This window comes from Kosakonia sp. PSU_27, assembly GCF_039409795.1.
GTDB lineage: Bacteria > Pseudomonadota > Gammaproteobacteria > Enterobacterales > Enterobacteriaceae > Kosakonia.
Map to the genome: position 1 here is coordinate 111,184 of NZ_JBCIVK010000002.1, position 19,294 is coordinate 130,477.

Annotated in this window: 16 protein-coding genes; 7 read left to right on the forward strand and 9 right to left on the reverse strand. The window is 56.1% G+C overall.

The features are described from left to right. Positions 1-10 precede the first annotated feature (10 nt). The 6 genes from pxpA to AAIG26_RS04335 all read right to left on the reverse strand — a co-directional run bounded on the left by pxpA (position 11) and on the right by AAIG26_RS04335 (position 5,191). Positions 11-748, reverse strand: a complete 738-nt coding sequence (gene pxpA, locus AAIG26_RS04310; RefSeq protein WP_343180049.1) for a 5-oxoprolinase subunit PxpA — start codon at positions 746-748, stop codon at positions 11-13. Continuing rightward, positions 738-1,670, reverse strand: coding sequence for a 5-oxoprolinase subunit PxpC (gene pxpC, locus AAIG26_RS04315; RefSeq protein WP_160270929.1), 933 nt, complete (start codon positions 1,668-1,670; stop codon positions 738-740). Before pxpC ends, pxpA begins: the two co-directional genes overlap by 11 nt. Next, entirely contained in the window at positions 1,664-2,320 is a 657-nt protein-coding gene (gene pxpB, locus AAIG26_RS04320; protein WP_343180050.1) for a 5-oxoprolinase subunit PxpB, read from the reverse strand. Before pxpB ends, pxpC begins: the two co-directional genes overlap by 7 nt. Before the next feature lie 11 nt (positions 2,321-2,331). Further along, positions 2,332-3,075, reverse strand: coding sequence for a type 2 GTP cyclohydrolase I (locus AAIG26_RS04325; protein WP_045509031.1), 744 nt, complete (start codon positions 3,073-3,075; stop codon positions 2,332-2,334). A gap of 10 nt (positions 3,076-3,085) precedes the next feature. After that, entirely contained in the window at positions 3,086-4,498 is a 1,413-nt protein-coding gene (phrB, locus tag AAIG26_RS04330) for a deoxyribodipyrimidine photo-lyase (RefSeq protein ID WP_343180051.1), read from the reverse strand. 486 nt (positions 4,499-4,984) lie between these two features. Next, entirely contained in the window at positions 4,985-5,191 is a 207-nt protein-coding gene (locus AAIG26_RS04335) for a YbfA family protein (RefSeq protein ID WP_017455929.1), read from the reverse strand. A 415-nt stretch (positions 5,192-5,606) separates the two neighbouring features. Between AAIG26_RS04335 and kdpF the strand changes: the two genes are divergently transcribed. Genes kdpF through AAIG26_RS04370 form a run of 7 tightly spaced genes read left to right on the forward strand, consistent with a single transcriptional unit; the run spans position 5,607 to position 13,858 of the window. Further along, a complete protein-coding gene (gene kdpF / locus AAIG26_RS04340) occupies positions 5,607-5,696 on the forward strand; it encodes a K(+)-transporting ATPase subunit F (RefSeq protein ID WP_020457044.1) in 90 nt (29 codons plus the stop codon). Continuing rightward, on the forward strand, positions 5,696-7,372 hold the full coding sequence (gene kdpA, locus AAIG26_RS04345) for a potassium-transporting ATPase subunit KdpA (RefSeq protein ID WP_343180052.1): 1,677 nt from the start codon (positions 5,696-5,698) through the stop codon (positions 7,370-7,372). Before kdpF ends, kdpA begins: the two co-directional genes overlap by 1 nt. Positions 7,373-7,392: 20 nt before the next feature. Beyond that, positions 7,393-9,441 (forward strand): potassium-transporting ATPase subunit KdpB, encoded by a 2,049-nt coding sequence (kdpB, locus tag AAIG26_RS04350; RefSeq protein WP_020457042.1) that lies wholly within the window; start codon positions 7,393-7,395, stop codon positions 9,439-9,441. A 13-nt stretch (positions 9,442-9,454) separates the two neighbouring features. Further along, entirely contained in the window at positions 9,455-10,030 is a 576-nt protein-coding gene (gene kdpC / locus AAIG26_RS04355) for a potassium-transporting ATPase subunit KdpC (protein ID WP_097406828.1), read from the forward strand. 3 nt (positions 10,031-10,033) lie between these two features. Next, a complete protein-coding gene (gene kdpD, locus AAIG26_RS04360; protein WP_343180053.1) occupies positions 10,034-12,721 on the forward strand; it encodes a two-component system sensor histidine kinase KdpD in 2,688 nt (895 codons plus the stop codon). Further along, positions 12,718-13,395 (forward strand): two-component system response regulator KdpE, encoded by a 678-nt coding sequence (gene kdpE / locus AAIG26_RS04365; RefSeq protein ID WP_020457039.1) that lies wholly within the window; start codon positions 12,718-12,720, stop codon positions 13,393-13,395. The genes kdpD and kdpE overlap by 4 nt, the downstream gene beginning before the upstream one ends. 34 nt (positions 13,396-13,429) lie before the next feature. Beyond that, positions 13,430-13,858: an EamA family transporter gene (locus tag AAIG26_RS04370; protein WP_343180054.1), complete on the forward strand. Its 429-nt coding sequence runs from the start codon at positions 13,430-13,432 to the stop codon at positions 13,856-13,858. Between the two features lie 35 nt (positions 13,859-13,893). Here the strand turns inward: AAIG26_RS04370 and AAIG26_RS04375 are convergent, their stop codons facing one another. The 3 genes from AAIG26_RS04375 to seqA form a co-directional block, all read right to left on the reverse strand. Next, on the reverse strand, positions 13,894-16,746 hold the full coding sequence (locus AAIG26_RS04375; RefSeq protein WP_343180055.1) for an RHS repeat domain-containing protein: 2,853 nt from the start codon (positions 16,744-16,746) through the stop codon (positions 13,894-13,896). A 203-nt stretch (positions 16,747-16,949) separates the two neighbouring features. Beyond that, complete coding sequence (gene pgm, locus AAIG26_RS04380; protein WP_086871560.1) at positions 16,950-18,590, reverse strand: phosphoglucomutase (alpha-D-glucose-1,6-bisphosphate-dependent); 1,641 nt, start codon at positions 18,588-18,590, stop codon at positions 16,950-16,952. 24 nt (positions 18,591-18,614) lie between these two features. Beyond that, entirely contained in the window at positions 18,615-19,172 is a 558-nt protein-coding gene (seqA, locus tag AAIG26_RS04385; RefSeq protein ID WP_045509016.1) for a replication initiation negative regulator SeqA, read from the reverse strand. Between the last annotated feature and the right edge of the window lie 122 nt (positions 19,173-19,294).

Below are 19,294 nucleotides of genomic sequence, written 5' to 3' on the forward strand. Positions count from 1 at the left end.
ACTCCTTGCGTTAGTGGGCGGAAATCATCACACCACGTTGGGCAAAGGCACCGTGTAAGCGGCGGGCAAACAGCAGCGCGTGCTCGCCATCACCATGCAGACACACCGTTTGCGCCTGCACATTAACAAACTCACCGGTGACACACCTCACCCGCCCTTCCAGCACCATGTCCAGCGTTTGCGCCAGCGCCAGATTGTCATCATCAATCAGTGCGGCAGGCTCACTGCGCGGCACCAGCCGACCATCGCGAAGGTAGCCGCGATCGGCAAACACCTCCTGGCGCGTACGCAAACCATAACGCTCTCCGGCACGAATTAACTCGCTGCCCGCCAGCCCAACCAGAATCAATGCGGGATCCGCATCGTAAACCGCTCCGGCAATGGCATCGGCCAGCGCCACGTCATCCGCCGCCTGGTTGTAGAGCATACCGTGCGGTTTCACATGGTGCAGTTTGCCGCCTTCGGCACGCACCATCGCCGCCAGGGCACCAATTTGATACAGCATCTGCGCATAGACAATATCCGGTGGCAGGTGCATCGGCGTACGGCCAAAATTCTCCCGATCCGGAAAAGAGGGATGGGCGCCCACCGCCACGCCGTTACGCAATGCTTCGCGCACACAGCTCAGCATGGTTTGCGCATCCCCTGCGTGGAAACCGCAGGCGATATTGGCGGAAGAAACAAGCTGGAGTAGCGCCGCATCGTTGCCGCAGCCTTCGCCGAGATCGGCGTTTAAATCAATCTTCATTGTGCAGACGCCATGCCAGTTGATCGAGATAGATACGCTGCTCGCGCCGCGCCTTCAGTGCCTCATCCAGCGAGCACTGGACAAAGTGTATCGGCTGCCCGAGTGGGATTTGCGCCAGATGGTACATATCCGCCTCGATAATGCAGGCAATTCGCGGGTAGCCGCCAGTGGTCTGGGCATCATTCATCAGCACTATCGGTTGCCCGTTAGAGGGAACCTGCACGACGCCCGGCAACAAGCCGTGGGAAAGCAGTTCGCGTGACGTAGTGCGCACCAGCGGCTGGCCCTGCAAACGATAACCCATGCGGTTACTCTGCGGGCTTATCTGCCACGGCAAACGCCAGAGCGCCTCCTGCGAGGCGCTGTCAAATTCGTGATACTCCGGCCCTGGCAACGCGCGAATACGGTTGCCCCACAGCAACTGTTTTACCCCTTGCTGGGTGTGAAAATGACGGACAGGTTCGCCCAGTGGCAACACATCGCCATCGCGCAATAATCGCCCTTCCAGCCCGCCGATAGCGGTTTTCAGATCGGTACTGACCGAGCCCATCACCGCAGGTACTGCAAAGCTACCCGCTATCGCCAGGTAACTGCGCACGCCATGCAGCGGCCTTTTCAGCACCAGCCGCTGCCCGGCTTTTGCCGCAAATCGCCAGCCGGTCCACACCGCTTTACCGTCAAGTTTCGCCTCACAGCCTGCGCCAGTGAGCGCAAACCAGACATCGCGACCAAACTCCACTTCGCACTGACCAAAGGTGATTTCCAGCGCCGCCGCCTCCGGCGCGTTTCCCACCAGCGCATTGGCAATCTGCAACGCGGGTTCGTCCAGCGCGCCACAATAACTGACGCCGGACTGGCGCAAGCCAATACGTTTGCCGCCCTGCAAGGTGGTATACATTCCCGCGCGGATAATTTTCAGCATACGCCCTCCTTGCGCGGCACAAACCGCAGCGTGTCGCCCGGACGTAATAGCACCGGCGCCGGCAAGCGCGGGTTGAACAGCGCCAAATCGGTACGGCCAATCAGGTTCCAGCCGCCGGGCGTTTCCAGTGGGTAAATGCCGGTTTGCGCGCCGCCAATGGCGACTGAGCCGGCGGGAACGCTCACTCGCGGTTCAGCGCGGCGCGGTGTGGCGAGCGCCTCTGGCATTCCGCCCAGATAAGGGAAACCAGGCTGGAAGCCAAGAAACCACACCACGTAATCGACAGAAGCATGCAGCTCAACAACCTGCTTTTCCGTCATCCGGCAGTGTTCCGCCACCAGCCCCAGATCCGGCCCGGCCGCTTTGCCGTACAGCACCGGGATCTCAATGGATCGTGACTCGGGCTCCAGCGCCTCGCTCTCTTCCCACCAGCGCTGTAAACGCTCAATCGCGTCGAGCGCCAGCGAATGCGGATCGCGCAGCACCACCGTAATGTTATTCATCCCCGGAATGGCTTCCACCACGTCCGGTACGTCCGCCAGCCGCTGCGTCAGCCGCCAGATACGCTTTTGCGTCGCCAGTTGTACCGGAGGCTCCAGCTCCAGCACCACCGCGCTTTCACCTAACAAATAACACCGTGCTCGCTGCACTTGTACTCTCCTTACGCCGGGTTCGGAATATCGATAAACGTGACGTCAAGATCGGTATTTTCATTCAGCCAGTCGCTGAGCGCGCGAATACCGCCGCGCTCGGTAGCGTGGTGGCCCGCAGAGTAGAAATGCAGCCCCTGTTCACGGGCAGAGTGAATGGTCTGCTCGGAAACTTCGCCGGTGATAAACGCATCAACGCCGAAGCGGGCCGCTTTATCAATAAAACCCTGCCCGCCGCCGGTACACCAGGCAACGCGGGTGATTTTTTCCGGCCCGGTATCGCCACACCACAGCGGCTTGCGCCCGAGACGCGCTTCAATCCACGACGCCAGCTCCAGCCCCGGAACCGGCATGGAGAGTTCGCCCCACGGTAGCAGCTCTTCAATTTCGCCCATTACGTTAATGCCGAGCAACGCCGCCAGTTGGGCATTATTGCCAAGCTCCGGGTGCGCATCGAGCGGCAGGTGCCAGCCATACAGGTTGATGTCATTGGCCAGTAACGTTTTCAGGCGATTACGCTTCATCCCGCGAATGATCGGCGCTTCGTTTTTCCAGAAATAACCGTGATGCACAATCACCGCGTCCGCCTGCTGGCGTACCGCTTCGTCCAGCAATGCCTGGCTTGCGGTCACGCCGGTGATAATTTTCTGTACCGTTTCCCGCCCCTCAACCTGTAGCCCGTTCGGGCCGTAATCACTGAACGCCGCACTGTTAAGTTTTTCGTTAATCAGTTTTTCCAGCTCGGTATTTTTCATCATCGCTCCTTTACGCTTTACGGGCAGCTTCATAGGCCGTCAGCGTGGCGGTACGCGCCTGTTTATGGTCAACAATCGGGCGGGGATAATCGAGTTTTACCCCGTGTTTATCCGCCCAGTCCCAGGGTTGATGCACCGATTTTTCCGGCACATTTTTCAGCTCCGGTAGCCAGTGGCGAATAAACGCGCCGTCAGCATCAAACCGTTCGCCCTGCGTGGTCGGGTTAAAAATTCGAAAATAGGGAGCCGCATCGGTGCCCGTCGAGGCCGCCCACTGCCAGCCGCCATTGTTTGCCGCGAAATCGCCATCGATCAACTGCGACATAAAATAACGCTCCCCATGGCGCCAGTCGATAAGTAAGTCCTTGACCAGAAAGCTCGCGGTTATCATCCGTAAGCGGTTGTGCATCCAGCCGGTGGCGTTCAACTGGCGCATCGCCGCATCAACAATAGGGTAGCCGGTATTGCCGCGTTGCCAGGCTTGCAGATGCCCGGCGTTTTCCTGCCACTGCACCTTATCAGTCCAGGCTATAAAAGGACGATGCTTACAGAGCGCCGGATGATAGGTCATCAGATGGCGATAAAATTCGCGCCAAATCAGCTCATTCAGCCACACGGCTCCCGGTCCGCCGTCGAGCGCCCGCGGTTGTTCAGCCAGCAGACGATGCAGGCACTGGCGCGGCGATAACGCGCCAGTCGCCAGACACGCCGACAAGCGGCTGGTGCCTTCGATTGCCGGGAAATCGCGCTGCTGCTCATACGCCGCCGCCTGCTGCTGGCAAAACTGACGAAGCCGCGCGAGAGCGCTTTTCTCATCGGCCGGGAACAGGTTTTCGTCAAATTCCTGCTGCGGATAATCAAGCGTAATCGGTTCTACTGCGACCTCGACGCCTTCACGCGGGTGCGGTGCGGCGACACACTGAGGCAGATCCGCTTTCAGCCGACGCAGAAAGGCATTTTTAAAGGGCGTAAAGACTTTATACATCTCATGATTGCCGGTCATCACGCTACCAGGTGCCAGCATCACGCTGTCGTCAAAACCCTGGCAGGCAACATTTGGCAATGCCTTTTCGACGGCCGCGTCACGCTGTCGCTCGTTAAATTCGTATTGATAGTTATAAAAAAGATGGCTGACTTGCTCGCGCCCACAGACATCCACCACCGTTTGTACGCAGTCGGTAAAATCTGCCGCTTCCCGGTAGATCAACGGAATGCCCTTTTCCGCCAGCGCCTGCTGCAAGGCGTTGAGATGCGCATTGAGACAGGCAGCCTGGCGTGGCGCCATATTATGTTGCCGCCACTGTGCCGGCGTGGCGATAAACAGGGCTTTTACCTGCGCGTTATCGCTGCGACAGGCGGCAGCAAGCGCAAGATTGTCGTGCACGCGCAAATCCGCGCGAAACCAGACCAGATGGGTGGTCATACCGCTCCTAATATCCTTAATGTAAGCACCGCGCCTTTGGCCGGGAGTTAACATGGCGTCGCCCGGCCAGGGACGCGTCGGGAAATTCAACCATATAGTGTTTGAGTAAGGTCTTCGGTGCAAGCCGTGGCTGGGGTCGCTGGCGGTAACATTCAATCAGCGTGGAGAGGGCTGGCTGCTGGCGGGCATAAAGCGTTTGATAAAAACCAGACATCAACGCCATGGTATGATTGCGCCGCGTGGTTAGCGCCAGGCGGGTCGGAGCAAATATCTGGCGGGCAGAGAGCGACTTAGCCGCGAGCGCAAGCCCTGTATAACAACCGTAAAAAAGACGGGTTTCCCGGACAAACAGGCATGAATGCCAGCAGGGATGTTCTCGCGCATCACAGCTCCTTTTTTCTACCCGCAGTAAGTGTAGTCACAGGCCGCAGATAAAAAAAAGCCACCGCAAAAGCGGTGGCGATGAGGTTTGCTGTGTGTCGTCGATTAATAAAAGTCGCAGGCTACTTTCTCTGCCTGCTCCATCCACACCGGTTTATCGCTGGTTTTTGCCCAGACGCGATGCAGATAGCTATAAAAACGTGCGCGGTCTTTCCAGAACAACATTACCGGCAACGCCAGCACACCCGCCAGAACGGCGAAAGCACGTCGCATCAACACAATATGAGCCGGAAACGCTTTGTATGTGTCCATAATTCTCTCCCCTTTGTCAGGCCGGTAAGCAGCACCGGAAAATAATTAGCCCCCACTGAAAGTCACTAACGTAAAAACCAGGGCGGTACTGAAATCTGGTTAAAATAGTACCGTTTTGTTTGTAATTTTACTACTCATCCGACCACTATTTTTTGTCAATTTAGGCTTTATTTACATTGAGCCGGTAAATAAGTTACAAAATGGTTAAATTAATACTAACCATCAGTTAAATTGTGGATTTTTTGATAAACAGGGTTGCCCGGGGAAAGGGGCAACCCGCATTAACACCACTCCCCCTGCTCATTCCGCGCGATTTTTATATTTTTTTTACACCTCGCCCGCCGATTTTTGCGAAATCTTTGCGTCGAAAATTCTACTTTTTCTGCACATCGTTAAATCACCCCGGAGGTGGATTGTGAGTGCAGGCGTAGTAATCGGCATCGTGCTGGTTTTCCTGTTATTGGGCTATCTGGTTTATGCCCTGATCAACGCGGAGGCTTTCTGATGGCCGCTCAGGCGTTTCTTCTGATTGCCAGCTTTCTGCTGGTATTGTTTATCCTCGCGCGCCCGCTCGGTTCGCTGCTGGCGAAAATGATCGCCGGGCAGCCGCTGCCCGGCGTGCGCGGTGTGGAAAACCTCCTCTGGCGCGGGCTTGGTATCGATAACCGTGAAATGAACTGGCGGCACTATTTACTGGCGATTTTGTGGCTGAACATCTTCGGCCTGGTGCTGCTGTTTGCGATGCTGATGCTGCAAGGCATTCTGCCGCTCAACCCACAAAATCTGCCGGGGCTCTCCTGGCACCTGGCGCTGAACACCGCCGTCAGCTTTATCTCTAACACCAACTGGCAGGCGTACTCCGGGGAGAGCACCCTGAGCTATTTCAGCCAGATGGCGGGACTGACGGTACAAAACTTCTTATCCGCCGCGACGGGTATTGCTGTGGTCTTTGCGCTGATCCGCGCTTTTTCACGTCGCAGTATGGAGACGCTCGGTAACGCCTGGGTCGATATCACGCGCATTACCCTGTGGCTGCTGCTGCCTATCGCACTGCTGATTGCGCTGTTTTTTATTCAGCAAGGGGCGCTGCAAAACTTTTCGCCGTACCAGGCTTATACCTCGCTGGAAGGTGTGCAACACCTGATGCCGATGGGGCCTGTCGCGTCGCAAGAAGCGATAAAAATGCTCGGCACCAACGGCGGCGGCTTCTTTAACGCCAACTCGTCGCATCCGTTTGAAAACCCTACAGCCTTAACCAATTTTGTGCAGATGCTGGCGATCTTCCTGATCCCGGCGGCGCTGTGCTTCGCTTTTGGCGATGCGGTCGGCGATCGCCGCCAGGGACATATGTTGCTGTGGGCAATGTCGATTATTTTCGTCATCTGCGCCGGGATTGTGATGTGGGCGGAGTTGCAGGGTAATCCGCACTTCCTGACGCTCGGCGGCGACAGCGCCATCAATATGGAAGGGAAAGAGAGCCGTTTCGGCATTCTGGCCAGCAGCTTGTACGCCGTGGTCACCACCGCGGCCTCTTGCGGCGCGGTCAACGCCATGCATGACTCGTTTACCGCGCTTGGCGGCATGATCCCGATGTGGCTGATGCAGATTGGCGAAGTGGTGTTCGGCGGCGTGGGTTCGGGTCTGTACGGCATGCTGCTGTTTGTACTGCTGGCGGTGTTTATCGCGGGGCTGATGATTGGCCGCACACCTGAATTCCTCGGCAAGAAAATCGACGTGCGTGAAATGAAAATGACCGCGCTGGCGATCCTCGTCACCCCGGCTCTGGTGCTGATTGGCACCGCGCTGGCCATGATGACCGACGCCGGTCGCAGCGGTATGTTCAACCCCGGTATTCACGGCTTTAGCGAAGTGCTGTACGCCGTCTCATCTGCCGCTAATAACAACGGCAGCGCCTTTGCGGGCTTAAGCGCCAATACGCCATTCTGGAACTGTTTGCTGGCGTTTTGCATGTTCTTTGGCCGCTTTGGTGTGATTGTGCCGGTGATGGCGATTGCTGGTTCGCTGGTGGCGAAGAAAATTCAACCGACCAGCTCCGGCACGCTGCCAACGCATGGTGCGCTGTTTATCGGCCTGCTGATCGGCACCGTGTTACTGGTCGGCGCTTTAACCTTTATTCCAGCCCTGGCGCTCGGCCCGGTGGCGGAATACCTGCAATTTTAAGAGTGGCGGAGACGCGTTATATGAGTCGTAAACAACTGGCGCTTTTCGAACCGAATCTAGTCCGCCAGGCGCTGATGGATTCCGTGACCAAGTTAAGCCCGCATGTACAGTGGCGTAACCCGGTAATGTTTATTGTCTGGATTGGCAGCGTGTTAACTACCCTGCTGGCGCTGGCAATGGCGACCGGTCATCTCGACGGCAGCGCGTGGTTCACCGGCGCGATCAGCGTGTGGCTGTGGGTGACGGTTCTGTTCGCCAACTTCGCCGAAGCGCTGGCCGAAGGCCGCAGTAAAGCACAGGCCAACAGCCTGAAAGGGGTGAAAAAGACCGCGTTTGCCCGCAAACTTCGCGCCCCGCAGCATGACGCGCAAATCGACCACATTCCGGCGGAAGATCTGCGCAAAGGCGACATCGTGCTGGTGGAAGCAGGCGACATTATCCCCTGCGATGGCGAAGTGATCGAAGGCGGCGCGTCGGTGGATGAGAGCGCGATCACCGGGGAATCCGCACCGGTGATTCGTGAGTCCGGCGGCGATTTCGCCTCAGTAACCGGCGGTACGCGTATTCTCTCTGACTGGCTGGTGATCCAGTGCAGCGTTAACCCCGGAGAAACCTTCCTTGATCGCATGATCGCGATGGTGGAAGGCGCGCAGCGGCGTAAAACGCCGAACGAAATCGCGCTGACCATTTTGCTGGTGGCGCTGACGATTGTGTTCCTGCTGGCAACGGCAACGCTGTGGCCCTTCTCCGTATACGGCGGCACGCCGGTGAGTGTCACCGTGCTGGTTGCCCTGCTGGTATGTCTCATCCCAACCACTATCGGCGGACTGCTTTCCGCGATTGGTGTCGCGGGGATGAGCCGCATGCTGGGGGCAAACGTGATTGCCACCAGCGGCCGCGCGGTGGAAGCGGCGGGCGATGTCGATGTGTTATTGCTGGATAAAACCGGCACCATCACGCTGGGTAACCGCCAGGCGTCAGACTTCCTGCCCGCCCGGGGCGTGGATGAAAAAACGCTGGCCGATGCCGCGCAGCTCTCCTCGCTGGCGGACGAAACGCCGGAAGGCCGCAGTATTGTTATTCTGGCGAAACAGCGCTTTAACCTGCGCGAGCGCGACATGCAAAGTCTGCAAGCGACTTTTGTGCCGTTCACCGCGCAAACCCGGATGAGCGGGATTAACGTGCAGGACCGGATGATCCGCAAAGGTTCTGTCGATGCCATTCGCCGCCATATCGAAGCGAATGGCGGTCAGTTCCCGGCTGATGTCGAAGCGCTGGTCGAACGCGTGGCGCGCCAGGGAGCAACGCCGCTGGTGGTTGCCGAAGGGGCAAAAGTGCTGGGCGTGATTGCGCTGAAAGATATCGTCAAAGGCGGTATTAAAGAGCGTTTTGCCCAGTTACGCAAAATGGGTATTAAAACGGTGATGATCACCGGTGATAACCGCCTGACCGCCGCCGCGATTGCCGCCGAAGCGGGTGTCGACGATTTTCTGGCCGAAGCGACACCGGAAGCCAAACTGGCGCTGATCCGCCAGTATCAGGCAGAAGGCCGGCTGGTAGCGATGACCGGCGATGGCACCAACGACGCCCCCGCGCTGGCGCAGGCGGATGTGGCGGTCGCGATGAACTCCGGTACACAGGCGGCGAAAGAAGCGGGCAACATGGTGGATTTGGATTCCAACCCCACCAAGCTGATTGAAGTGGTGCATATCGGCAAACAGATGCTGATGACGCGTGGTTCGCTGACCACCTTCAGTATCGCTAATGATGTGGCGAAGTACTTCGCCATTATCCCGGCAGCGTTTGCAGCGACCTATCCGCAACTGAATATGCTCAACGTGATGCACCTGCACTCCCCGGCGTCGGCGATTTTGAGTGCCGTTATTTTTAACGCGCTGGTGATTGTGTTTCTGATCCCGCTGGCATTGAAAGGGGTGAGCTACAAACCGCTGACCGCCTCTGCCATGCTGCGTCGCAACCTGTGGATCTACGGGCTGGGCGGTTTGATCGTGCCGTTTATTGGCATCAAAGCGATCGACCTTATTCTCACGCTGTTCGGCCTGGTGTAAGAGGAAGATAAAAATGGCTTTATTACGTCCCGCATTTCTGCTTTTGATACTCTTTACCCTGATTACCGGCGGGCTTTATCCGCTGCTGACTACCGCGCTGGGGCAGTGGTGGTTTCACGATCAGGCCAACGGCTCACTTATTCGTGAAGGCGACAATGTGCGTGGCTCTCGCCTGTTAGGCCAGGATTTTACCCAGCCGGGATATTTTCATGGTCGCCCTTCCGCCACGGCGGACGCGCCTTATAATCCTATGGCGTCCGGCGGCAGTAACCTGGCGGGTAGCAACCCGGAGCTGGATAAAGAAGTGGCGCAGCGCGTCGCGCAACTGCGGGCCGACAACCCGCAAGCGGATACGCATGTACCGGTAGAACTCATTACCTCCTCGGCCAGCGGCCTTGATGGTCAGTTATCTCCGCAGGCCGCGGAATGGCAGATCCCGCGGGTGGCGCAGGCGCGTAACCTGCCGGTGCAGGTGGTGGCGAAACTGGTGGCACAGCACACCTCAACGCCGCTGGTGAATTTTATCGGCCAACCGGTGGTGAATGTGGTGGAACTTAATCTGGCGCTGGATGCGCTCAAGGACAAATAAAGCATGACTGATGAGCCTTTGCGCCCCAATCCCGACCGCCTGCTGGAGCATGCCGCCACCGCGCACCGGGGCAAGCTAAAAGTCTTTTTTGGCGCCTGCGCCGGGGTGGGGAAAACCTTTGCGATGCTGCAGGAAGCACAGCGGCTGCGGGCGCAAGGGCTGGATATTCTGATTGGCGTTGTGGAAACCCACGGTCGAAAAGAGACCGCCGCGCTGCTGGAGGGGCTGGCAACGCAGCCCGCCCGGCGTATTCACCATCGCGGACGCTTAATTCAGGAGTTTGATCTGGACGCCGCCCTTGCGCGGCGTCCGGCGCTTATTTTGATGGACGAGCTGGCGCACAGTAACGCGCCCGGCTCGCGCCACCCGAAACGCTGGCAGGATGTCGAAGAGCTGCTGGAAGCGGGAATTGATGTTTTTACCACCGTCAACGTTCAGCACCTCGAAAGCCTGAACGACGTGGTCAGCGGCGTGACCGGGATTCAGGTGCGCGAAACGGTGCCGGACCCCTTCTTTGACAGCGCCGATGAAGTGGTGCTGGTGGATTTACCGCCGGATGACCTGCGCCAGCGTCTGCACGAAGGCAAAGTCTATATTGGCGGTCAGGCGGAACGCGCGATTGAGCACTTCTTCCGTAAAGGCAACCTGATTGCCCTGCGCGAACTGGCGCTGCGCCGCACAGCCGATCGGGTGGATGACCAAATGCGCGCCTGGCGCGACCGCCAGGGCGAAGAAAAAGTCTGGCACACGCGTGATGCGATTTTGCTTTGCGTCGGCCACGGCGCAGGCAATGAGAAGCTGATCCGCACTGCCGCACGCCTGGCGGCCAAGCTCGGCAGCGCCTGGCATGCGGTATATGTCGAAACCCCAACGTTGCATAAACTGCCGGAGCCGCAGCGGCGGGCGATTTTAAGTTCGCTGCGTCTGGCGCAGGAGCTGGGCGCAGAAACCGCCACCCTTTCCGATCCGGCGGAAGACCGCGCCATTTTGCGTTACGCGCGCGAACATAATCTCGGCAAAATTCTGATTGGCAGACGCAACAAACGCCACTGGTGGAGCCGGGAATCCTTTGCCGACAGGCTCGCCAGGCGCGCGCCGGATCTCGATCTGGTGATTATCGCGCTGGAAGATGCGCCGACTCCCCTGCCCGCCCGCGCCGGGGATATTCGCCCGTTTATGGATCGCTTTCGCGTGCAGCTTAAAGGCTGTCTCGTCGCGCTTGCGCTTTGCGCCGCCATTACCCTGATAGCTATGCAGTGGCTGACGGCATTTGATGCCGCCAACCTGGTGATGATCTATCTGCTTGGCGTGGTGCTGGTGGCGCTGTTTTTTGGCCGCTGGCCCTCCGCGTTCGCCACGGTAATTAACGTTGTCAGCTTCGATCTCTTTTTCATTGCCCCGCGCGGCACGCTGGCGGTGTCCGATGTGCAGTACCTGCTGACCTTTGGCGTAATGCTGACGGTAGGCCTGGTGATAGGCAACCTGACGGCCGGTGTTCGTTACCAAGCGCGCGTGGCGCGCTACCGGGAGCAGCGCACCCGACATCTGTATGAGATGTCAAAAGCGCTGGCGGTTGGACGTAGCAATCAGGATATCGCCGCGACCAGCGAAACCTTTATCCACTCCACGTTTAATGCACGCAGCAAACTGCTGTTGCCGGACAGCCACGGCCAGCTGGCGGCTGTGACGCAGACGCACGGCATGACGCCGTGGGATGACGCCATCGCCCGCTGGAGTTTTGATAAAGGCCAGCCTGCCGGTGCAGGCACCGATACGCTGCCCGGCGTGCCGTATCAAATTTTGCCGCTAAAAAGCGATCAAAAAACCCATGGCTTGTTGATTGTTGAACCGGCGAATCTGCGCCAGTTAATGATCCCGGAACAGCAGCGCCTGCTGGAAACCTTCACCCTGCTGGTCGCCAGCGCGCTGGAGCGCCAGGCATTAGCCACCAGCGAAGAGCAGGCGCGGCTTGCCAGCGAGCGCGAAAGCATTCGCAACTCGTTGCTGGCGGCGCTGTCTCACGATCTGCGCACGCCGCTGACCGTGCTGTTTGGTCAGGCGGAGATCCTCACACTGGATCTGGCGAGCGAAGGTTCAACACATGCGCCGCAAGCTAACGAAATCCGCCAGCATGTGCTGAACACCACGCGGCTGGTGAACAATTTGCTGGATATGGCGCGCATCCAGTCCGGCGGCTTTAACCTGAAAAAAGAGTGGCTGACCCTCGAAGAGGTGATTGGCAGTGCGTTGCGAACGCTGGAGCCAGGGCTTGGCGGCCAGCATATTGCGCTCGACCTGCCCGATCCGCTGATGCTGGTGCATGTTGACGGCCCGTTGTTTGAGCGCGTGTTGATTAATCTGCTGGAAAATGCGGTGAAATATGCCGGGCATCGCGCCGAAATCGGCATTACCGCGCACAGCACGCCGGACCAGTTAACGCTGGATGTGTGGGATAACGGGCCGGGGATCCCCACTGGTCAGGAAGCGGCGATTTTCGATAAATTTGCCCGCGGAACCAAAGAGTCTGCCATTCCCGGCGTTGGGCTGGGGCTGGCGATTTGCCAGGCGATTGTTGAGGTGCATGGCGGCACTATCGCTGCCCGCAACCGTCCGCAAGGCGGCGCGCTGTTTTGTGTTACACTTCCACGGGAAACACCGCCGCAACTGGATGAATTACCTGAGGATCTGTGATCAACGTTCTGATTGTTGAAGATGAACAAGCTATCCGCCGTTTTCTGCGCACCGCGCTGGAAGCCGAAGGGCTGCGCGTCCATGAAGCAGAAACACTTCAGCGCGGGTTAATTGAAGCCGCCACCCGCAAGCCGGATCTGGTGATCCTTGATTTAGGGTTGCCGGACGGTGACGGGCTCGATTTTATTCGTGATCTGCGCCAGTGGAGCAACATGCCGGTGATTGTGCTCTCTGCGCGTACTGAAGAGAGCGACAAGATCGCCGCGCTGGATGCGGGTGCCGACGATTATCTCAGCAAGCCGTTTGGCATTGGCGAATTGCAGGCGCGCCTGCGCGTCGCGCTGCGCCGCCATGCCGCAGCCACACCTGATGAGCCGGTGGTCACTTTTTCCGATATCCGCGTCGATCTGGCTAACCGCCGCATCCAACGCGGTGAGGAAGAGCTTCATCTCACACCGATTGAGTTTCGCCTGCTGGCAGTGCTGCTCAATAACCACGGGAAAGTCCTGACGCAGCGCCAGCTGCTTAGCCAGGTCTGGGGTCCTAACGCCGTGGAACACAGCCATTACCTGCGCATTTATATGGGACATTTGCGGCAAAAGCTGGAGGTCGATCCGGCGCGCCCTCGCCATTTACTGACGGAAACAGGTATCGGCTACCGGTTTATGCTCTGACGGCGTATCCTTCTGATTTTTTGGGAGGGGAATCATGAGTGCCTGGTTAATTTATGCCTTGCTGTCGGCGCTGACCGCTGCGCTGGTCGCCATTTTCGGCAAAATCGGTTTACAACATCTTGATGCCAATACCGCCACTGCTATCCGTGCGGTGGTGATGGCGATTTTTCTGGTTGGCGTGGTGGTGGTTCAGGGCAAGCTGTCGCTGATTTCGACGGTATTCGCCGATAAAAAAGCGTTGCTGTTTGTGGTGCTAAGCGGTGTAGCCGGTGCGCTGTCGTGGCTGTTCTATTTTATGGCGATCAAAACCGGGAATGTGTCGCGCGTGGCGCCGATTGATAAGCTCAGCGTGGTATTTGCGGTGATTCTGGCGGTGGTGCTGTTTGGCGAGAACGTTTCTCTGATTTCTGGCGCGGGTGTGGCGTTGATTACCGCCGGTGCGCTGATGGTGGCGCTGGGGTAATTAAAAACAGGCTCCGGGAGGAGCCTGTGCGAATATTATCGGGATATTTGACGACTAAACATTCGGGAGAAAAGGCCGCCTTTCTTCGTTGGGGTTGTAGGAGGTGAATTAGGTAACCTCATCTTAAATACAATCCGTTGAGTGGAGGGTTTATCCTTCGTCTGATAGGTTAATAGTCTGCTACCTGAAGCATCGAAATTCGTCGCGTCAAGATATGTCGTTTGTTCGACTGTCGCGCTAAAAATCCCCTCTGCCAGATATTCTTCAGTATCCATATTTTTCATTTCGAACTGTTGCCTGGAGGTGATGCGGTACACATCCCCCTCATGAACGATCAAATGTTCAGGTTTGCTGTCACGTTTAGCCGAAAACGTGTTGTCATCATCAACACGCCTCACGCCATAAAGCTCAATAGCAATATCTGCAAGGTGCCCCTGATGAGCCACCGTAGAAAGGATTTTTTTATTTTGCGGAGAGAAAAACTGATCAACGTCTGCCGCTGAGAATGGAATATCCATACCGAGTGCGGCATAGGAAGTAGTGTAAACAGAGCGATGGAGATCTTTGGCAAATGCCTCAGAAACAGCAGCCCCTTCTTCAACCAATTCTGATTCGTGCGTGGGCTGAAAATGAGGGATTTTTCGTTCCCAACTGACAGTGATACTACGCGAGCTGGTTTCACTCCCCTCTGAAGCGGGTTCATCCTGGATATTTCCTCTCACTATCACCGGGTTGTTTTCCGATTCGATAAAGCTATCTGGTACATGAAGTAATCGATCCAGTGCAGCGAATTCATTATTACCGATCAGTTCCCCGAAACTTCTGGAAGCTAAGATCGGCGCTCGCCCATCGGGATCTTTTAGCGTCAACGGATTGTTATGTACCATGCAGAATAAATTTAGCCCTCCCTCTGGGTCAGCACTGAGCCAACGTCCGCCCCACGGCTGATAATAGCGATAGCCGTAATAATACAACCCTGTGGCGTCAAGCTCTTTGCTCGAATAACGTAAGGTTTTGTAGCTGACTTCCGTCTGATTACGGGCCACCAGTAGCGCCGTGCCGCCGAAGGGATAATACTCTTCCTGACTAATGAGGTATCCGTCCCCATCGACCTCCAACTGGCAGCTACCGATCAGGTTGCCATAGCTCCAGCGTAGTTGGTCATTTGCGCTAATATCGCCTGGTAAGCCACTTTCCCAATGCAATGCCCTCACTTGTACCTGGTCGGCAACGCTGGTAGTGATCACCTGTAAATTCTCCGTCACGGTGCCGCCATTGGTGGTTGTTCGCCATTCAAGACCAGGCAGGTAAATCACCTTTTGTGACCGATAACCGCCGCTAGTCTGTTGACTAGTCATTTTGATAATACGCTGGCTGCGGGCATCGTAACGATAGCTTTCGCTGTCATCGCTGCCACTGTTGCGCACAACTGGCACAACTTTCTGTAGTTCGCCTCGCGGGGTCCAGGTCACTGGCTGACCCGAGAAGAGAACGGTTTGCTGACCGCGATAGGTGAAAAGAGTATCTACTTGCGCAGGATCCTCTGTCAGACTCCTCAACACGGCCCGATTGCTACTATTGCTGACAGTCATCGTCGTGGTATAGCTATTGCCGGAGGCGGGTGCGCTTTGTTGAATCTGTATCAGATTGTTGCCGGTATCATAACTGTATGTGCGGCTGTAGTTAGTGTAAGTAGCATCATCGAAGGAAGAAAATACAGGGAGAGCACTGCTTTGTTGCCTTGCATCCGCCATTTCACGACCAGTTGCCCTGATCAATTGATACAGGCTGTCATAGCTGTAAGTACACCTGGGCACGATTTCTTGATTACGCCAGAAGCGTGTCTCTTCTGCATCGTTGCTGACCACCAGTACATTACCTACTGGATCATATTCATAACGCAAATCTTGCAGTACTTTCGCACCGGAAGGGTGAGTCGTTGGACGCTCGGTTTTAATACCAACCAGGCGCTGAGTTTCCTTTTCGTAGGTCCAGGTCGTCATCACACCATTACCGTGTAGTTCTACGAGCTTTTGCCCTGCGGCAGAATAGGTTATTGATGTGACAATGGGCTGCTCTTTACCACCGTTGATTGTCAGCCAACACGATTTCACCAATCCTGCCACATCGTACGCAATGCGTTGCACATTGCCGACAGCATCAATGGTGGCGAGGACACTTCCTATGGCATCAACGGTAGTCAACGTGGTGTAATTCTCACTCGCCAACGAATCGTTCCAGACAGAAACATCACTGCCCTGCCAGTCTGCAAAAGTATTTGCATCTTCAGCACCCCGCAACAATCTGCGTGTAATGGATAGAGGAACGCCATGAAGTGAAAAAACCTCCACCTGGACCAGGCCTACGGGATCATAATGGCTGATACACTGGCCAGAGAGATTATTATCCTGCTCACTTTGCGTATTGCTACCGTAGACAAATCGTTCCATTACTCGAGCATTATCTCCCGCTACCTGCTCCGTCAAACTCAGCAAGCGGCCAGGCAAAGTACTTTTCTCATACTGCCAGGAGCGGGTCAGTGAACGCTCACGTTCACCATGGAAACCAATATTTGTAACGGAAAGAAAAATACGTCCGGCATTGTCGTTCAACGCAATTGTGGTTCCCGCATCAGAACTCTGCTCACAGAGTACATGCCCTAACAAATCGGTCATGTAGATAAAATTCACCTCCCCGTTAGCATATAAACGAGGGTCTGCACTCTGTTGCAAAAAGCCCCGCGCATTGAACCCATGCCTGGCTATACGTTCGCTGGTAACTGCCGGGGTGTCGGGGTGCCGGCAGTACGCAATATTGCGGACATTTAGTCCACGGTTATCAAGGACTTTGACTGACGGGGTTTTTCCAAAAATCGTCAACATAAGCATTCTCCTGTCGTTTTTATCGAGGCGCGAAATCTGCGGATCGATTCAAAATGAGTTAATGGCAAAATAATAAAGTTCGCCACTCAAGCACAGGAAAGGAGGGGAAAGTCACTGGGGTAACATCTTAAAAAACAAAACAAAAAAACGGGAACGCTAAACGTTCCCGTACAAATTAAGATTTTTCATTACCCTGGGGGAATGTTGAGCTATGCGTTTTTCAGCACTTCGCTGACAATCTCTACCGCTTCTTTTTCGATCTGCTTACGGTGTTCAGCACCGAGGAAGCTTTCACAGTAGATTTTGTAGGCGTCTTCGGTGCCTGACGGACGCGCGGCGAACCAGCCGTTGTCGGTCATCACTTTCAGCCCGCCAATGGATGCGCCGTTGCCCGGTGCCGCAGTAAGACGCGCGGTAATCGGGTCACCAGCGAGGGTGCTGGCGCTAACCATTTCCGGAGAAAGCTTAGACAGTGCCGCTTTCTGTGCGGAAGAGGCGGAAGCCTGTAAACGGTTGTAGCTCGGCGCACCGAAACGTTCTGCCAGCTCATCGTAGTGCTGCTGCGGGTTTTTCCCGGTGACGGCGGTGATTTCCGCAGCCAGCAGGCACATGATGATGCCGTCTTTATCCGTTGACCACGGGGTGCCGTCGAAACGCAGGAAAGAAGCACCCGCGCTCTCTTCGCCACCGAAGCCGAAGCTGCCATCGTGCAGACCATCCACAAACCATTTAAAGCCGACCGGGACTTCCACCAGCTTACGACCCAGGTCATTCACCACGCGGTCGATCATCGCCGAGGAAACCAGCGTTTTACCAACGGCAACGTCTTTGCCCCACTGCGGACGGTGCTGGAACAGGTAGTTGATCGCCACCGCCAGGTAGTGGTTCGGGTTCATCAGACCAGCCGGAGTAACAATGCCGTGACGGTCGTAGTCCGGATCGTTGGCGAAGGCCAGATCGAACTTGTCACGCAGCGCCAGCAAGCCCGCCATGGCGCACTCGGAGGAGCAATCCATACGGATAACGCCATCTTTATCGAGATGCATGAAGCGGAACGTCTGATCGACCTGATCGTTAACAATGGTCAAATCCAGCTTGTAGTGCTCAGCAATACGTTTCCAGTACTCGATACCGGAGCCGCCCAGCGGATCAACACCCAGTTTCAGGCCCGCTTTCTGGATAGCCGCCATATCGACGATATCCGCCAGCCCTTCAATAAACGGCTGTACCAGATCTTTTTCCGTCACATGACCAGACGCCAGTGCGGCATCAAGCGTAATGCGTTTTACGCCTTTCAGGCCATCTGCCAGCAGTGCGTTAGCGCGATCCTCGACCACTTTGGTGACGTTGGTATCAGCCGGGCCACCATTGGGTGGGTTGTATTTGATACCACCATCTTCCGGTGGGTTATGCGACGGCGTAATAACGATACCGTCCGCCTGCGCGCCGCCGTTTTTGTTGTGAACCAGGATAGCGTTTGAGATGGCAGGCGTCGGCGTGAAGCCGTTATTTTCCTGCACGATAATGTCCACACCGTTGGCTGCCAGCACTTCCAGCACAGAGATAAACGCCGGTTCAGACAGCGCGTGGGTATCTTTACCCACATAGCACGGGCCGGTAATACCGTTTTTCGCACGCTCTTCGGCGATAGCCTGAGCGATGGCAAGGATATGCTGCTCGTTGAAGCTGTGGCGACCTGCGCTGCCACGGTGGCCGGAGGTTCCGAACTTCACCGCATGTTCTGAATTTCCGACTTCCGGTTTCAGCACGTAATACTGCGCAGTAAGCTGCGCGACGTTGATTAAATCGCCCTGTTGTGCAGGTTGACCCGCACGCGGATGGTTAGCCATTGCCTGGTCCTTTCAATGCAAGGATTAAATTGTGCCGCAAACTTTTTCAATCAATTCCGCGGGGAACTGCATTGATTGCATGATGTGCTCGATCATGCTGCATTTACGACCCGTATTGGTATTAGTGATGACCCAGTAAGGGGTGTTCGGCACCTGTTTCGGCTTGGTTTGATTGCCGTTTTGCAAAAGCGTTTGCTCGTTCGCGGCAAAGTATACGCGGGTGCGCCCATGCAGAGACTCGGTGGATTCCGTAAACCCTTTTTCATCCAGTAAGTAGAGTGTAGACAGCACCAGCAGGAAACGATTGACCGCCTTTTTCTGCTCGGCATATTCATCAGACAGAAGCAGCTCGCGAACGGCACGGACTTTGTCTTTGGCGGTGTTGGTCGGTTTACTCCCTTCAACGGTGCTGACAGTACGCGTCTCTTTTACCGGCGCGAGGGAAGCGGCAGGCTGTGATGATTGAGGTACGGCGGAAAATTTTAACATACGCCGTAAAATGTCGGATGCGCTCTCGCCAATGTGCTTCGTGTGGCTGGCAATATAACTGTAGAGCTCATCATCAACTTCGATCGTTTTCATCTTAATCCAGTGCGATATCTTATCTGAATACAAGTGTTGGGATTATAAAGTGAAATCTCAACAGCGGATAGCGTCAAACCAGGATGGCGGCAAAACTAAGAGTAATTCTTAACCTTGCGGCC

Coding starts and splice junctions, on each gene's coding strand:
- pxpA (WP_343180049.1), bottom strand. CDS start 748: ATGAAGATTGATTTAAACGCCGATCTCGGCGAAGGCTGCGGCAACGAT.
- pxpC (WP_160270929.1), bottom strand. CDS start 1,670: ATGCTGAAAATTATCCGCGCGGGAATGTATACCACCTTGCAGGGCGGC.
- AAIG26_RS04325 (WP_045509031.1), bottom strand. CDS start 3,075: ATGAAAAATACCGAGCTGGAAAAACTGATTAACGAAAAACTTAACAGT.
- phrB (WP_343180051.1), bottom strand. CDS start 4,498: ATGACCACCCATCTGGTCTGGTTTCGCGCGGATTTGCGCGTGCACGAC.
- AAIG26_RS04335 (WP_017455929.1), bottom strand. CDS start 5,191: ATGGACACATACAAAGCGTTTCCGGCTCATATTGTGTTGATGCGACGT.
- kdpA (WP_343180052.1), top strand. CDS start 5,696: ATGGCCGCTCAGGCGTTTCTTCTGATTGCCAGCTTTCTGCTGGTATTG.
- kdpB (WP_020457042.1), top strand. CDS start 7,393: ATGAGTCGTAAACAACTGGCGCTTTTCGAACCGAATCTAGTCCGCCAG.
- kdpC (WP_097406828.1), top strand. CDS start 9,455: ATGGCTTTATTACGTCCCGCATTTCTGCTTTTGATACTCTTTACCCTG.
- kdpD (WP_343180053.1), top strand. CDS start 10,034: ATGACTGATGAGCCTTTGCGCCCCAATCCCGACCGCCTGCTGGAGCAT.
- AAIG26_RS04370 (WP_343180054.1), top strand. CDS start 13,430: ATGAGTGCCTGGTTAATTTATGCCTTGCTGTCGGCGCTGACCGCTGCG.
- AAIG26_RS04375 (WP_343180055.1), bottom strand. CDS start 16,746: ATGCTTATGTTGACGATTTTTGGAAAAACCCCGTCAGTCAAAGTCCTT.
- pgm (WP_086871560.1), bottom strand. CDS start 18,590: ATGGCTAACCATCCGCGTGCGGGTCAACCTGCACAACAGGGCGATTTA.
- seqA (WP_045509016.1), bottom strand. CDS start 19,172: ATGAAAACGATCGAAGTTGATGATGAGCTCTACAGTTATATTGCCAGC.